The sequence below is a fragment of the Spirosoma aerophilum genome (assembly GCF_054782495.1).
The window spans coordinates 42150-57391 of record NZ_BAAGSJ010000031.1 but is presented as its reverse complement, the minus strand read 5'-3'; the positions used below and the strand labels follow the sequence as shown (position 1 = coordinate 57391).

At 52.3% G+C, this 15242-nt stretch carries 14 protein-coding genes and 1 riboswitch; of the genes, 8 read left to right on the top strand and 6 right to left on the bottom strand.

Annotated elements, in window-relative coordinates; all coding sequences use genetic code 11:
- A partial coding sequence (locus ACYVK4_RS27330; protein ID WP_461130752.1) for a hypothetical protein occupies nucleotides 1-185 on the top strand: 185 nt, incomplete at its 5' end.
- Nucleotides 186-223: 38 nt separating this feature from the next.
- On the opposite strand, the gene ACYVK4_RS27325 is transcribed toward ACYVK4_RS27330, so the two are convergent.
- Entirely contained in the window at nucleotides 224-937 is a 714-nt protein-coding gene (locus ACYVK4_RS27325) for a YebC/PmpR family DNA-binding transcriptional regulator (RefSeq protein WP_461130751.1), read from the bottom strand.
- A 70-nt stretch (nucleotides 938-1007) separates the two neighbouring features.
- Nucleotides 1008-2282, bottom strand: coding sequence for a diaminopimelate decarboxylase (gene lysA / locus ACYVK4_RS27320; RefSeq protein WP_461130750.1), 1275 nt, complete (start codon nucleotides 2280-2282; stop codon nucleotides 1008-1010).
- 42 nt (nucleotides 2283-2324) lie between these two features.
- On the opposite strand from lysA, the gene ACYVK4_RS27315 reads away from it, so the two are divergent.
- The 7 genes from ACYVK4_RS27315 (at nucleotide 2325) to ACYVK4_RS27285 (ending at nucleotide 10694) form a co-directional block, all read left to right on the top strand.
- Nucleotides 2325-3740: an alkaline phosphatase D family protein gene (locus ACYVK4_RS27315; protein WP_461130749.1), complete on the top strand. Its 1416-nt coding sequence runs from the start codon at nucleotides 2325-2327 to the stop codon at nucleotides 3738-3740.
- 124 nt (nucleotides 3741-3864) lie between these two features.
- A complete protein-coding gene (locus ACYVK4_RS27310) occupies nucleotides 3865-4596 on the top strand; it encodes a glucosamine-6-phosphate deaminase (protein WP_461130748.1) in 732 nt (243 codons plus the stop codon).
- Between the two features lie 63 nt (nucleotides 4597-4659).
- Entirely contained in the window at nucleotides 4660-5973 is a 1314-nt protein-coding gene (locus tag ACYVK4_RS27305; protein WP_461130747.1) for an NCS2 family permease, read from the top strand.
- Nucleotides 5974-6127: 154 nt separating this feature from the next.
- Complete coding sequence (locus ACYVK4_RS27300) at nucleotides 6128-6949, top strand: 5'-methylthioadenosine/adenosylhomocysteine nucleosidase (RefSeq protein ID WP_461130746.1); 822 nt, start codon at nucleotides 6128-6130, stop codon at nucleotides 6947-6949.
- A 252-nt stretch (nucleotides 6950-7201) separates the two neighbouring features.
- Nucleotides 7202-8410 (top strand): amine oxidase, encoded by a 1209-nt coding sequence (locus tag ACYVK4_RS27295; protein ID WP_461130745.1) that lies wholly within the window; start codon nucleotides 7202-7204, stop codon nucleotides 8408-8410.
- 65 nt (nucleotides 8411-8475) lie between these two features.
- Nucleotides 8476-9165 carry a hypothetical protein gene (locus ACYVK4_RS27290; RefSeq protein WP_461130744.1) on the top strand — a complete coding sequence of 230 codons (690 nt, stop codon included), beginning with the start codon at nucleotides 8476-8478 and terminating at the stop codon, nucleotides 9163-9165.
- Between the two features lie 74 nt (nucleotides 9166-9239).
- Nucleotides 9240-10694 carry an META domain-containing protein gene (locus tag ACYVK4_RS27285; RefSeq protein WP_461130743.1) on the top strand — a complete coding sequence of 485 codons (1455 nt, stop codon included), beginning with the start codon at nucleotides 9240-9242 and terminating at the stop codon, nucleotides 10692-10694.
- Between the two features lie 67 nt (nucleotides 10695-10761).
- Here the strand turns inward: ACYVK4_RS27285 and ACYVK4_RS27280 are convergent, their stop codons facing one another.
- The 4 genes from ACYVK4_RS27280 to ACYVK4_RS27265 all read right to left on the bottom strand — a co-directional run bounded on the left by ACYVK4_RS27280 (nucleotide 10762) and on the right by ACYVK4_RS27265 (nucleotide 14647).
- Nucleotides 10762-11490 (bottom strand): esterase family protein, encoded by a 729-nt coding sequence (locus ACYVK4_RS27280; RefSeq protein WP_461130742.1) that lies wholly within the window; start codon nucleotides 11488-11490, stop codon nucleotides 10762-10764.
- A 72-nt stretch (nucleotides 11491-11562) separates the two neighbouring features.
- Entirely contained in the window at nucleotides 11563-12156 is a 594-nt protein-coding gene (locus ACYVK4_RS27275) for a GDSL-type esterase/lipase family protein (RefSeq protein ID WP_461130741.1), read from the bottom strand.
- 18 nt (nucleotides 12157-12174) lie between these two features.
- Entirely contained in the window at nucleotides 12175-13242 is a 1068-nt protein-coding gene (locus ACYVK4_RS27270; protein WP_461130740.1) for a homoserine O-acetyltransferase family protein, read from the bottom strand.
- Nucleotides 13243-13333: 91 nt separating this feature from the next.
- Nucleotides 13334-14647 (bottom strand): O-acetylhomoserine aminocarboxypropyltransferase/cysteine synthase family protein, encoded by a 1314-nt coding sequence (locus tag ACYVK4_RS27265; RefSeq protein WP_461130739.1) that lies wholly within the window; start codon nucleotides 14645-14647, stop codon nucleotides 13334-13336.
- 226 nt (nucleotides 14648-14873) lie between these two features.
- A riboswitch (SAM riboswitch) is annotated at nucleotides 14874-14977 on the bottom strand.
- Between the last annotated feature and the right edge of the window lie 265 nt (nucleotides 14978-15242).

The following is a 15242-nucleotide window of genomic DNA, read 5'->3' as shown; positions in this document are numbered from 1 at the left end:
AGGTCTACGAGGGCAGCGGTCCGACGCTGGCCTGGGACGGTCGGGGCAGTGATGGGGCGGAACTGCCCACGGGTTTGTACTACTACCAGGCCACGACTTACTTTGCCCTGCTGGCCCGCAACGCTCCCCCCCAGATCATCAAAAGCTGGGTCCAGATCATCCGGGAAGATGTGAGTTCCAAATAGATATGAAATAGAAAAAGGCCGATTAAACCGGCCTTTTTCTATTTCATATTGTGATAAACCATTTGAACGTCGTCGTCTTCTTCGATTCGCTCAATGAGCTTCTCAACATCGGCAACCTCTTCATCGGTTAGCTCTTTGTAGTCGTTGGGAATTCGTTCGAACTCGGCTTGCTTGATTTCATAGCCTTTTTCTTCCAGGAATTTCTGGACGCTGCCGAAAGCGGTGAACTCGCCGTAGATAACATATTGGTTTGCTTCTTCGTCAAATTCAACCTCGTCGCCACCCACGTCGATCAATTCCAACTCGAGTTCTTCCTGATCGATGCCTTCTGCCGTGATCCGGAAAACCGACTTACGGTCGAACATAAAGTCGAGCATTCCCTGTGTGCCTAAGCTACCCCCGAGTTTGTTCAGGTAACTCCGAACGTTGGCTACCGTACGGTTATGATTGTCCGTTGCGGTCTCGATCACCAGCGCAATGCCGTGGGGAGCGTACGCTTCGTACACGATTTCTTTGTAGTCCTCCTGATCCTTCGATGAGGCTTTTTTGATGGCCCGGTCGACGTTTTCTTTCGGCATGTTGGCCGCTTTGGCATTCTGGATGATAGCCCGTAGCCGCCCGTTACTGTCGGGGTCGGGCCCACCGCTTTTCACGGCCATAACGATGTCTTTACCAATACGGGTGAAGGTCTTAGCCATCTGCCCCCACCGTTTCATTTTCCGGGCTTTCCGGTATTCAAATGCGCGTCCCATTGCTGTAATGAATAATATAAAATGTAGAATGTAGAATGACCCTATGCGCACTGGCATTAGCCCTTATACATTATACATTTAGTGTCTCCTGTTGATTAAAAATTGACAAATCTACCTGCCCGCGAACCAGATCTTCAAACGTTTCGCGCTGACGGATCAGGTACGGAGTTCCTTCATAAACCAGTACTTCGGCCGGGCGAAAACGGGCGTTGTAGTTCGAGGCCATGCTGAAACCGTAAGCACCGGCATTCTCAAAAGACAACACGTCGCCGGGTTTTACTTCCGGTAAAGTGCGATCGGTAGCAAAGGTGTCCGTTTCGCAGATGTAGCCTACGACGTTGTAAGTCTTTTCGGTTACCGGTTCGTCTGCGGTCTGTGGATTCGAGATGTTTTTAATGTCATGGTAGGCATCATACATCATCGGGCGGATGAGATGATTCAGGCCCGAATCGACCGCTACGAACGTACGCGTCGGGTTTTCTTTCACGATGTTGGTTTTCACCAGCAGATGCCCGCTTTCACTCACCAGAAATTTACCCGGCTCAAACCAGAGTTCCAGATCGCGCCCGTAGTTCTTACAAAAATTCTGGAAAGCAGCCGACACCTGACGACCGAGTTCTTCGACATCCGTAATGTGATCGCCCTCTTTATAGGCCACCTTAAACCCACTCCCGAAATCAATAAACGACAGGTTTGGGTAATCGCCGGCGAGATCGAACAGGACTTCGGCCCCCTTTAAAAACGCACCGGCATTCTTAAAATCAGAACCCGTATGAATATGCAGCCCGGCAACCGGAATCTGGTATTGCTCGACTATAGCACGAATGGCATCGCGCTGTAGAATGGAGATACCGAATTTCGAGTCGGCGTGACCGGTCGAAATCTTGATGTTGCCGCCCTCGCTGATGTGCGGATTGATACGGATGCTGATAGGCACCTGTGTTCCGTAAGTTTGACCAACCCATTCCAATAAGGACAGACTGTCGACGTTTAGCTGTAAACCAAGCGAAACAGCTTCGCGGATTTCATCGAACGACACCCCGCTGGGCGTAAACATGATCTGACCGGGCTCAAAACCAGCCATCATCCCCATGCGGGCCTCATTGACCGATACGGAATCCATTTCCACGCCCTGCTGACGCATTAGCTTCAGAATGGAGATGTTTGTCAGCGCCTTGGCCGCGTATTTTATCTTTAGGTTGACCCCGGCAAATGAAGACCGGAGCAAGCCGATTTTTTCGATAATTTTGTCGGCGTCGTAAACGTAAAGAGGAAGACCGAATTCATCGGCAATTTCCAGTACATCGACACCCTGAATCTGGTACGTACGGTTATTTAGTTGCATGACTTCGTTGAACGAACCGCAAAATTACGCCATCTTTCCCCCATGTACAAAATTCAGTTTCTCTTAGTCCTTCTGCTTTTCGGACCCTTTGCCGTATTTGGTCAGTCAGCGGCCAAAAAACAGGCCGTTACCAGACGAAATGGACAAAAACAAGCGTCGCCCTCAGCCCTGATTCAATCGGGCCCGATGGTGGGTTATTCGGAGATGCGCGAAGTAAAACTCTGGGTACAAACCAAACAACCCGCCCGGGTTCAGATTCGCTATCATGAAGTCGACAGTCCAACCGCAGGCAGTACACCAGCGTCAGCATCGGCTACGACGCACCTGACCAACGAAGTATATACCAACCGGCAAACGGCTTTTACAGCCCACCTGCTCGCCGATCAGGTGGACCCCGGAAAGACGTACGCGTACGACGTGTTAATAGAGGGCCAGAAGGTGAGCCTGCCCTACCCGACCAAGTTCCAAACCCAAAGCCTGTGGCAATGGCGGACCGACCCTCCGATGTTTCGCTTCGGCGTCGGAAGCTGCACTTACGTCAACGAGGCTAATGTTGACCGGCCTGGCACGCCTTATGGCGGTGGCTACGAGATTTTTACGGCACTGGCCGCCCAAAAGCCCGATTTCATGCTCTGGACGGGCGACAATACCTACACCCGCGAAGTAGACTGGAACAGCCGGAGCGGGGTATTGCGCCGGTATACGCACACGCGCTCGTTGCCCGAAATGCAGCCGTTACTGGCTGCCACACACAATTACGCTATCTGGGACGACCATGATTACGGTCCCGACGACTCCGACCGATCGTATTGGCTGAAAGAAGTGACCCTCGATGCCTTCAAACTATTCTGGGCCAATCCGAATTTCATTTTTCCCGAAAGCTGCGCGGGCACTTTCGAATGGAACGACTGCCAGTTTTTTATGCTGGATGACCGTACCTTCCGGGCACCGGATAAAATGCCCGATGGCCCCAACAAAGCTTATTTTTCGGAGAAACAGATGCAATGGCTGCTGGACGCTTTGACGTTCAGCAAGGCCACGTTCAAGTTTATCGTTACAGGCGGGCAGATCGTTAACCCTACAAAAGCTTTCGAGAACTACGCCATTTACGGCACCGAACGCGATCGGCTGTTCAAAGCCATCACCGATGCTAAAATCCCGGGGGTGTTATTTCTCACCGGCGATCGCCACCACTCCATTCTGCACAAACTGGACCGCCCCGGTACCTATCCGCTGTATGACCTGACTATTTCGCCCCTCACCTCCGGCCCGGCAAAACCCCTGGCCGAGGAATTGAAACTACCGACTTACGTAGACGGTACGCTGGTAACCGACCGCAATTTCGGTATTCTGAGCGTCAGCGGCCCGGCCAAAGACCGGGTTCTTAACATCAAAGTCTACGACCAGAAAGGCGCCGAACGCTGGACCCGCGATGTGCGGGCGAGTGAGTTGAAATGATTTTTTTGTCATGCCGGAACGCCAGCCCGGTAACGAAGGAGCATGTTTGCATGACACTATATAATTTTATTTAACGAAGGACTTATCTTCGTTACCGGGCTGGCGTTCCAGCATGACAAAAACCATGACCATACAAAAATTCCCCGACCACGGCACGCTTTCGCAGCATACGGCCGAACACCTTGCCGCCATCATCAACCAGAAGCCCACGGCGACACTCTGTCTGGCCTCGGGCGATACCCCTATTGAGACTTACCATCGGTTCGTCAACTTAGTAAAAGATGGGCGTGTCGATGTTAGCCAGTGTACGTTTGTAGGTCTTGACGAGTGGGTGGGTTTCGGCCCTGACGACTTCGGGAGTTGTTCGTTTTACGTATTCCGTGATCTGTTTAACCCGCTCAACCTACGGCTGGATCAGGTACATGTTTTCGACGCCAAGGCAAGCGACCTACCTGCCGAGTGCGCCCGAATCGACGCTGTTATTGCCGAGCGGGGCGGCCTGGATGTATTACTGGTGGGCATGGGTATGAACGGCCACATCGCTCTCAACGAGCCGGGAACACCCTTTACGCTGGGTTGCCATGTAGTTGAGCTGGCTGAAAGCACGAAGACCGTCGGGCAGAAATATTTTGAAACCGAAACAACGCTAAGCCACGGCATCACCCTCGGTCTGCGCCATCTGACCGATGCAAAAGAAGTTATTTTACTGGTGAGTGGCGAGAAGAAAGCGCCTGTGTTACAGGAAGCGCTACAGGGTCCGGTTACGGAGCAGATGCCAGCCAGTATCATGCAAACGCACCCCAACGCCCTGGTCTGGGTCGATGAAGCAGCCGGGAGTTTACTGGCTACGGTTTGAGTTTATGGCGTTCGGGTTGTAGTTTGTGGGTTGTTAGGGCATCAACGATAAACGACAACACCTTTGTCAACTACGATCACCTCCCCTCGTCGCACTGAAATTCTGGCCGGAATCTCCACGTTTCTGGCAACTATGTACATCATTGTGGTCAACCCGGCAATCTTGAGTCAGGCCGGGTTGCCCTTCAGTGGTGTTTTGACAGCGACCGTTTTGCTGTCGTTCTTTTGCAGCCTCATGATGGGCCTGTACGCCCGAAACCCTATTGTGGTGGCGCCGGGCATGGGCATGAATGCTTTTTTTACGTTTACGGCAGTGAAAGGCATGGGCGTTCGTCCGGAGATCGCGCTGGGTGCGGTATTCTGGGCGGGGGTCTTGTTTTTGCTACTCTCAGTATTTAACGTGCGGTCGGCAATTGTGCGGGCCATCCCGCAACCGCTGCGTTATGCGGTTTCGGCTGGCATCGGGCTTTTCATTACGCTCATTGGCTTCGAAAACGCCAAGTTCATCGTGGCCAATCCGGCTACGTTGGTCAGCATCGCCCATTTCAACGACCCCATTGTTCTCACATTTGTCTTTGGCTTGCTGCTCATGAGTGTGCTGGTGGTTCGGGATGTGCCGGGCGGCATTATTATCGGTATTATCCTGACAACGCTGGCGGCCTGGCCCATCGGGCGGTACTGGGGCGATGCCTCGGCCGTTAATTTCGGCCAGAAAACGCTGGTCAATTTTCAGGGTATTGTGGCCGCACCTGACTTTTCACTGCTGGGCAAGCTCGACCTGCTGGGTTCGCTGTCGTGGTCACTGTGGCCCGTTATTTTCGCCTTCGCCTTCACCGATCTGTTCGACAGCCTGTCGACCTTCGTGGGCGTTGCCGAAGCGGGCGGCTTACAGGACGAAAACGGCCAGCCGCGTAACCTGAACCGCTCGCTGATGACCGATGCTGTGGCCACCACGCTGGCGGGGGTGTTTGGCACCAGCCCCGGCACGGCCTATATCGAGTCGGCGGTGGGGATTGCGCAGGGCGGTCGAACGGGGCTCACAGCGATTGTGGCCGGCTGCTGTTTTCTGCCATTTCTTTTTTTATCACCCCTTCTTTCGGTCATCCCGGCGATTGCCACGGCTCCGGCCCTGGTGCTGGTGGGGGCGTTCATGATGAAACCTATTACGCGCATTGACTGGGGCCAGTTAGATGACGCGCTACCGGCATTTCTGGCGCTGGTCCTGATTCCGTTCAGTTACTCCATCACCCAGGGGCTCATCTGGGGGTTTCTGTCCTGGACAGTCATTAAAGTCGCCGTTGGCAAAAGCCGCGAAGTGTCGCTCGGTCTCTGGATTGTCGATGTCTTTTGTGTGCTGGCCTTGACGAGCGGGCATTAGCGCACCGTTGTTTCGTTTCGGTGGAGTCAGGTCCTCAGACCTGACCAATGAGGTTTCTCAAAACCTCCTTACATAGCACACACGAGGTTTCTTAAAACCTCGCAGTGTCGGGTTTGAGAACCCGACACCACAATTATCTACAACTTATCCTGATATGAAAAAAGCAACCTTACTTCTCCTCCTTCTCGCAAACGTTGCCTTCGCCCAACGCTACAAACCCCGACCGATAACGGGTTTACTGGGCGCATTCGGCGCGGAGGTTGCCCTGGTTAAAGAAACCTTGTCCAAGCCTAAAACCGTAATCGTCGATGGTGTTGTGTTCACGACCGGCAAGATCGGTAACCAACGGGTTGTGGTCGCCGAAACAGGCATCGGCAAAGTGAATGCAGCCATGACCACGGCGCTCATGCTGGATCATTTTCGGCCGCAGCGTATCCTGTTCACGGGTATTGCGGGCGGCACAAACCCCGACCTGCAACCGGGCGACATTGTGATTGCCGGACAAACGGCGCACCACGATTATGGAGCCATTACCGCTAAAAATACCCCGACCCGACAGACCCGTAACGCGATCACCAAGCAGTTCAACCCGGTCTTTTTCCCTGCCGATACAACCCTGATGCGCTTAGCCGAACGGGCTGTCAAAACCGTTTCGCTGGAAGGTATTCCGCTGGCATCGGGCGGTGTTTCAGACCGGCCCGTGAAGGTAATGACGGGCACCGTGGTCACGGGCGATGTCTTTGTGGCCTCCCCTGCTAAAGTGACCAGTCTCCGGGCCGACTTTGGTGCCGACGCGACCGAAATGGAAGGAGCCGCCATTGCCCAGGTATGCTATCAGCTTCAGGTACCACACCTCATTATTCGCAGCCTGAGCGACCGCGCCGATGCCGAAGCGCACATTGCCTACGATAAGTTTTACCCGACAGCCGCCCGCAATTCCGCCAAACTCGTGATTGCTATTGTAAAGGCGTTGTAAACAAGTACCAAACAGCCTCTGGCTGTTTGGTACCTTAACCTCACGCTCAGAAAAACGTCTTCGAAGGTGCTGGCGCGGGTATTTACCCGTGCCTTTTCATATCGCAGGCATTCGCTTGCGTCAGTGAATACTGACTTCATAAAAAAGGCACGGGTAAATACCCGCGCCAGCATCGACTCAAGCCCGCGCCAGCATCGCCACTCCCTCGGAAAAACGCCTTTTTTTTGAGGTCAGCCTACTTTTTTTGCACCTTTGAGTACATCAACTTTTCTTTCCTTGCTACTCAACTCAACACACTCCCCATCTCTGAATCCGTTCCAATCATTCTGGTGGGCGGGTTATGAATGTACCGACCAGTTAAACTGCTTCGGCAACCGCGTTGACCTCCTCCGTGCATCCGGCCATCTGCAGTTATTGAAAGAAGATTACGCTGATCTGCATGCATTCAATGTCCGAACGGTTCGGGAAGGTATTCAATGGAGCCATGTCGAAAAAAGACCGTATCAGTACGACTGGACCGTCGTTGCCGACATGATGGCCGAAGGACACCGGCAGGGCATTCAACAAGTCTGGGACTTATGTCACTTTGGTTATCCGGACGACCTAACCCCTTTGCACCCTATGTTTGCCCGGCGTTTTGCGTCTCTATGCCGTGCCTTTGTTCGCTTTTACCGCGACTTATATCCCGATGATGTCCTGATCGTTACGCCCATCAATGAAGTTAGCTTTATGTCGTGGCTGGGTGGAGATGCCTGTGGTACAACACCTTACTGCACAAAACAAGGATGGGAGGTTAAGGTTGGGCTCATGCGTGCCTACATTGAAGGCGTTGCCGCCATGCGCGAACTGGACCCAACAATTCGCATTCTGACAACTGAGCCGCTCGTGCAAATGGTGCCGCCCCTGAACGCGACGCCGGAACAGATCATCAACGCAGCCATTGCCGATGAGAACCAGTTTCAATCGGTCGATATGCTGGCAGGCCGACTTACGCCCGAGTTGGGTGGGTCGCCCGAGTACGTGGATATTCTGGGCTTCAACTACTATTATAACAACCAATGGATTGAAGGCACGGGCACATTTTTAGGCTGGAATGACGATATACCTGATTCCCGCTGGGTGCCCCTCCGCCAACTCCTGATGAAAGCTTACCGACGATACGGACGCCCGATTGCTCTTACGGAAACGAGCCACCCCGGCATTGACCGTCCCTTCTGGATCGAGATGATTGGCAAGGAGTGCGCGGCTGTTTTGCAGGCGGGTGTGCCGCTTTTAGGGGTATGTATGTACCCCATGGTAGATCGACCCGACTGGGACCATCTCGACAACTGGCATCATTCCGGCCTTTGGGATGCTGACCTATCAACTGACCCGCCGGGCCGGGTACTGGTGGAACCTTACACCAACGCTTTTCGACAAGCGCAGGATGTTATTACAGAGATTAACTTACTTATAGGTTAACATTTTGCCGTACAATTAGTTAAGAGGGGCAGTTCACATACACTTATTCAAAAACCGCTTACTATATGTACTCAGCACTATGTACAAAAGCCGGCATCTGCCTCCTGATGCTGTGGATTCTGTGTGCCCCATCTCATTCAGTTGCCCAGATACAGGGGGGCAATGGCAATACAAATTCTGGTCCGCAGGGCAACCAGGTTATTTTTTATCGTGACATTAAATACACGGGCATGTCGAGGAGTTTCAGTCCGGGCAATTTCACCAACGGCTCGTTAGGATTTCTGAGCGGCAACATTTCATCTATTTACATACCTCGCGGATGGGCCGTCACAGCCAGGGCCCGCAACGGTCGAACCCAAACATTTACCACCAGCAATTCCATGCTGGCACAAGTCGGTTGGGATAATCAGATTGTCTCGGGCGTTATCACCATGAACCAACCCGGTGGTCCCGGCGGTGGATCGGGGGGCGGGAATGGCGGTGGGTCGGGCAATCGGCCCGTTGTGGCCCTCTATTATGACCTTGACTATCGGGGCAACATGGCCAATTTTGCGACAGGTACGTTTAAATCGCTGGGAGGTGACGTTGCCCAGAATATCACCTCCCTCACGGTAGCCCCGGGCTATGCCGTTCAGGTGTTCAGAAAGCCAAACCTGAAGGGCCGTTCGCAGATCTTTACCAGTTCAGTGAGCGATTTACGCCGGTTTGGCTGGGATAATCAGGTAGCTTCCATACGCGTGTCACGCGTGAATTAGGCCGAGCGTTTACCCGCTATCCGTTGGTTATTACCTGATTATCGAAAATTCTGTCTATCACTAATTAATCCCACATGAAATACACTTTAGCCATTATTACTTTTCTGGCATTGCCCTTCACCATGTTTGGTCAGAAGCTGAAACCGGGCTTTGATAAAGCAGAATACATTGAACTGCTTAAAGTGTCAGCCCAGTTTGGCGACTCCACCTACGTCAACTCCTTCCTTAAACCCCAACAGTTCAAGCGGGTTTATCGCTCCCCCGTTGTCGGGCTCGATAACATGTGGGATCTGTGGAGCAGTCCGCAGTCGGTAGCGGTGTTGAGCATCCGTGGCACAACGGCCAACAGTGTAAGCTGGTTAAGCAATTTTTATGCGGCCATGGTGCCGGCAAAAGGGTCGATACAGATTAGCGACAAAGAAAACTTCCAGTACGAACTCGCATCCAGCCCTAAGGCTGCGGTGCACGTAGGCTGGTTAGTGAGTACGGCTTTTCTGGCAAAGGATATTCTGCCCAAAATTGATTCGTGCTACCGGGCGGGCATTAAAGATATGATCATCATGGGCCACAGTCAGGGTGGTGGCATTGCTTTTTTGCTGACGTCCTACTTAAGGAATCTGCAAAAGCAGTCGCGTATCCCTGCTGATGTTGTGTTCAAAACGTACTGCAGTGCAGGACCGAAACCGGGCAATCTGTATTATGCCTATGAATACGAGGCCGCCACCCAAAATGGCTGGGCCTACAACGTTGTCAATGCCGCCGACTGGGTGCCTGAAGTGCCCTTCACCATCCAGACGATCAACGATGTGAATACAACGAATCCGTTTAAAGGGGCACCCGCTATGATAAAAAAACAAAAGCTGCCGCAACGGATCGTTCTCAACTACATCTACAACAGTCTCAGTAAGCCAGCGCTGAAAGCACAGCAGAACTACCAGAAGTATTTAGGTAAACTGGCGTCGAAAACGGTGCAGAAAAACCTGAGCGGCTACAAAGCCCCCGACTATTTTAATAGTAACGACTACGTCAGAACCGGAGCAACCATCGTTCTGTTGGGCGATAGTGAATACTTCAAGAAGTATCCGGATAGTGAGGAGAAGATTTTCGCCCATCACTTTCATCCCCCTTATCTATATCTGACCGAAAAGCTTTCGTTATCTACGGATCAAATGCAGTCGTCCAACACCAATCAATCACTGGATGGCACCTGGGAATTGAATTACATTTCCGGGCCAAGAATAGCGTTTAACGGATTGTATCCTGAGAAAAAGCCCGCCATTACCTTCGACACCGCTAAACAACGACTCAATGGGTCTACCAGTTGTAATTCCTTCAACGGTAAACTTATGGTCGACGGGCCAAAGATCAGCTTTACCGATGCTATGGCCATGACGCGCATGATGTGTCCGGGCGAAGGCGAACAGACGTTTCTCAATGTATTGAAAACGGTAAATCGCTACTCGGTCAATGACAACACCCTCACCCTGATCATGGGCGATATCGCCGTGATGCGTTTCGTCAGGAAGTGAATGAATTGAATACAGCGACAGGGAGCACATATACTTTATGTGCTCCCTGTCGCTGTATTCAATTCATCTATAAATAAATCGGGGCCATTTTTTGCCAGTCACTGGCCTGATGTGCCCGTCCCTCCCAGACATATAAATCATGCGGAATCTGCTTCTCCTCCAATGCTGAACTCAGGGTAACGTTGCTACCCAGAAAGGGATCGTCGGCGCCGATCGTCAGCACAATCTGAAGTCGGCGGAGAGACTCCAGCATGGTGCCATCATCCAGATTGGGAAGAAAATGATTCGGGCTGTGGAAGTAAATATCCTCGTCGTAGTAATCGTCGAACAGACCGGGAAACTCCGCTACCGGCTCCGACAGGTTGTAGCGCCCACTAAAGGCAACCACCTTACCAAACCATTGCGGATGCCGAAAGGCAATATTCAGAGCATGGTAAGCCCCCAGACTACAGCCGTGCGAAATCATGAACGGCTGGGGGTTTTTCAGACGGGAAAGCGGGAGGACTTCATGAATAATATACTGCTCATACTGGTTGTGCCGCCGGATACGGTCGGCCGGGTGAGCCGACAGATTGTATACGCTCTCGCGATCAATACTATCGACGCAATACAATTGCAGCCACCCGTTCTCAACTTTTTCGGCTAACGCATCGACCAGACCCAGCGTCTCGTATTCGTAGAAGCGGCCACGACGGGTTGGGAATACCAGCACCCGCGCACCGGCATGACCCAGAACAAGCAACTCCATATCACGGCCCAGATTTGAGCTAAACCATTTATGATATTCCCGGTGCATAACGTTGAGGTTAACACCCGTGAAATTGCGACGATTCCGTCTAGTTACAATGCAACTATGATAAACAAATCATTAAAAAATTGAGGATTGCTGCTGTAATGCCTGTCGCCATGCCCGGTAGCCGGCCGGATTGAGATGCAGGCCGTCGCTTTCAAAAAACTCGCGACGAGGTTTGCCATCAGCCCCCAGCAAGGGCGTTGTCATATCGACATACCCGTAGCCAGGCCGCTTCGCCAGCTCCTCCCGAATCAATCGATTGGCGGTCTGTATTTGCGGGGCGATGTTCCAGCGGGCCGGGCTGACTTTAATGGATAAAAAGGTGAGCGGTACACCCGGTAACAGCTGACTCATTTTGTCGGCAAAGGCGCAAAAGAACAGATACACTTCTTCAGGATGCCGGCCATCCCCAAGGTCATTGTCTCCGGCATAAAACAAAATGGATTGTGGAGCAATGGGGACGATCAATCGCTCAAAAAACCAGGCACAGGCCGCCAGCGTGGAGCCGCCAAAGCCTAAATTAAGTGGGTTACTCTCCGGAAAGTCCTGCGCCAGTGTTGTCCACATACGCACCGACGAACTACCGTAAAACACGACTCTTTTTGTAACCGACGGTGTTGCGGCCAATTTATCTTCCAACGCCCGAATATCGGCTTCGTACCAAACCATAATTGACTAATTAACCGGCTACTTACTGGTTTTTAACGAGTTGGTTACCGATACCCCATCCGTCGAAACGGCACTCGCCATCCACTTCCGGATAATACCGGAAAGCGGTCGAAATTCAATTAAAAACCCATCGTGTCCGTATAAAGAATCAATTTCTTCATAGACCGCGTTTGGGATGTGCCGGGCCAGAAACTGCTGCTCCGAAGGCGGAAAGAGCAGATCGGAGCGAATACCCACCACCAGCGTCCGGGCTTTCACCTGAGCCAGTGCATTTAAAATACTGCCCCGGTTACGCCCCACATTATGCGAATCCATCACCTTCGAGAGCACCCAATAGGTAAAGGCATTGAACCGGTCGGCCAGTTTTTCGCCCTGATACCGTTGGTAACCAGCAGCTTTGTAGCCGTCCAGCTGCTCATTGTTATCGAGGGCCTGCGTGAACCCATAGGTATCGTAATTCCGGTAGGAGATCATGGCCATCGCTCTGGCGGCTTTCATCCCGGCCAGTCCGGCATCATCGCGCGGTTCGGCCCAGGTAGGATCGGCTTCAATGGCCATCCGCTGGGCTTCGTTAAACGCAATGCACCAGGGCGAAGCAATGGCACTTACCGCAATCAACACCAGATTTTCGATAAGGTTTGGCTGAAGGATGGCCCATTCAACGGCCTGTTCGCCCCCAACAGAGCCGCCAATGCAGGTATGAATCTTTTCGATACCCAATTCCTGCCGTAACAAATCAAGTGCGGCCACCATATCCCGAACGGTAACCATCGGAAAATCATGGTGAAACGGCTTTCCCGTGGCCGGGTTGATGGATAACGGGCCCGTAGAACCATAACAGGACCCGAGCACATTGGCACAGATCACAAAATTATGTTCAGGATCGTAATACTTACCGGCTCCTACCATACCACCCCACCAGTCGCCAGCATCGGCATTACCCGTCAGGGCATGGCATACCCAAACGACGTTCGACTGGTCGCTGTTGATCGTGCCGCGTGTGGTGTAAGCCAGCCGAAAACCCGGCAGGCTCTCCCCTGATTCGAGCGGGAACGAATATTTGTAATCGAAGTAATTAAGATTCAATCGAAAGAAGTTTGTGGTTTATGGCTCACGATTTTTGGTATGCCCTGAACAGCAAAGCCCATAAATCGTGAACCATAAACCTAACCCAAAACTAGGCTGCTACCGGCTCGGCGATCTGGGCGAAGGCCTGCTCGAAATCAGCTTTTATATCATCAATGTGCTCAATACCCGCCGACACGCGAAGTGTACCCAGTTCAACACCGGCACTGGCCTGCTCCTGCTCGCTCAGTTGCTGGTGGGTGGTCGCTGCGGGGTGAATGATCAACGTTTTCGAATCGCCGACGTTAGCCAGATGGCTCACCAGTTTAAGGCTGTTCACGAATCTATCGGCGGCTGTGGCATCGCCTTTCACTTTGAACGAGAAGACACCACCAAAACCCCGCTTGAGGTATTTTTTGGCCAGCTCGTGGTATGGGCTACTCGCCAGACCCGGATAATTGACAGCTTCGACCTGCTCATGCTGCTCAAGCCACTGCGCCAGCGCCAGCGCGTTTTGCACCGTCCGGTCAACCCGTAACGACAGCGTTTCCACCCCCTGCAACAACAGGAAGGAGTTGAACGGGCTGATCGCCGGACCGTAATCGCGCAGCCCTTCCACCCGCGCCCGAATGATAAACTGAATGTTGCCAAAGGGACCACCGACGCCAAATACATCACTGAACACCATGCCATGGTACCCTTCTGATGGCTCACTGAACTGTGGAAACTTACCGTTGCCCCAGTTATAATTACCGCTGTCGACAATGACCCCGCCAATACTCGTACCATGTCCGCCGATCCACTTCGTGGCTGATTCAACCACCACAGCGGCACCATGCTCGATGGGGCGGAACAAATAGCCGCCAGCACCGAACGTATTGTCGACAATAAGCGGCAGATCATGCTCTTTCGCCAACGCAGCGATGGCGTCGAAATCGGGGATATTGAAGCCGGGGTTACCGATCGTTTCAAGGTAGATCGCTTTTGTCTTCCCGTCGATCAGTTTGGCGAAGGCTTCGGGCTTGTCACCATCGGCAAAGCGGGCTTCGATACCCAGCCGCTTGAACGACACTTTGAACTGATTATACGTGCCGCCGTAGAGAAACGAGGTTGTCACAAAATTATCGCCCGCGCTCAGTATGTTGCTTAGGGCTATGAACTGAGCCGCCTGTCCCGACGCTACTGCCAGAGCCGCCACCCCGCCTTCGAGAGCTGCTATACGCTTCTCGAATACATCGGAGGTCGGGTTCATGATGCGGGTATATATGTTGCCGAACGCTTTTAGGGCGAACAGATCGGCGCCGTGAGCCGCATCATTGAAAACGAACGAGGTGGTCTGATAAATGGGCACTGCCCGGGCGTTGGTCGTCGGGTCAACATCCTGGCCAGCATGTAGTTGAAGGGTATCGAAATGTAGTTCTGACATGGTTTTAAGAATAGTTAGGAATTCGTGTTGGTGGTCGTTTGCTGTTTCTGGCAGAGCCGCCGGACTGTTGTTGCGTTTGCAGCAATGTCAATCGACGAACAATAAACGTCAAACTGGATTTAACGCACGACAAACCCTCCCGGCTTTCGTGGTGGTGGTGAAGGCTGCTTAGTAAACCCCGCTAGTTGGGGGCATACATGGCTGATGATAGAGCATGTGAGTTTCCGATTTATAGTCCCTAAATAACTTTAGGCAGGAGTTAGCACCTTGCCATGTGGTAGGTTGCCAGCGGTTCACAGAGCCTGATCTCTCCCCGCTTCTTTATAAATCAATGCGCGTCATACGACTTGAAACTGACGCGTTGCAATTGACTTGATGGCGCAAGTATAACAGCCAAACGGCGTGAATCCAAACACTAGCGATTTTTATCTATCCCGACACCCTGGTTGCGACGTGCTAGTTCTGTCACTACAAACGACTTAGAGGGTATGAACCACGCCAGCCGCATTTTTAAAGCAGCCTGAAGGCTAAACTTTTTTTAAACGGTTCGTCAATCAGGATTCATTAAGTCAATTCATTGTTTACTTTTGCAGTA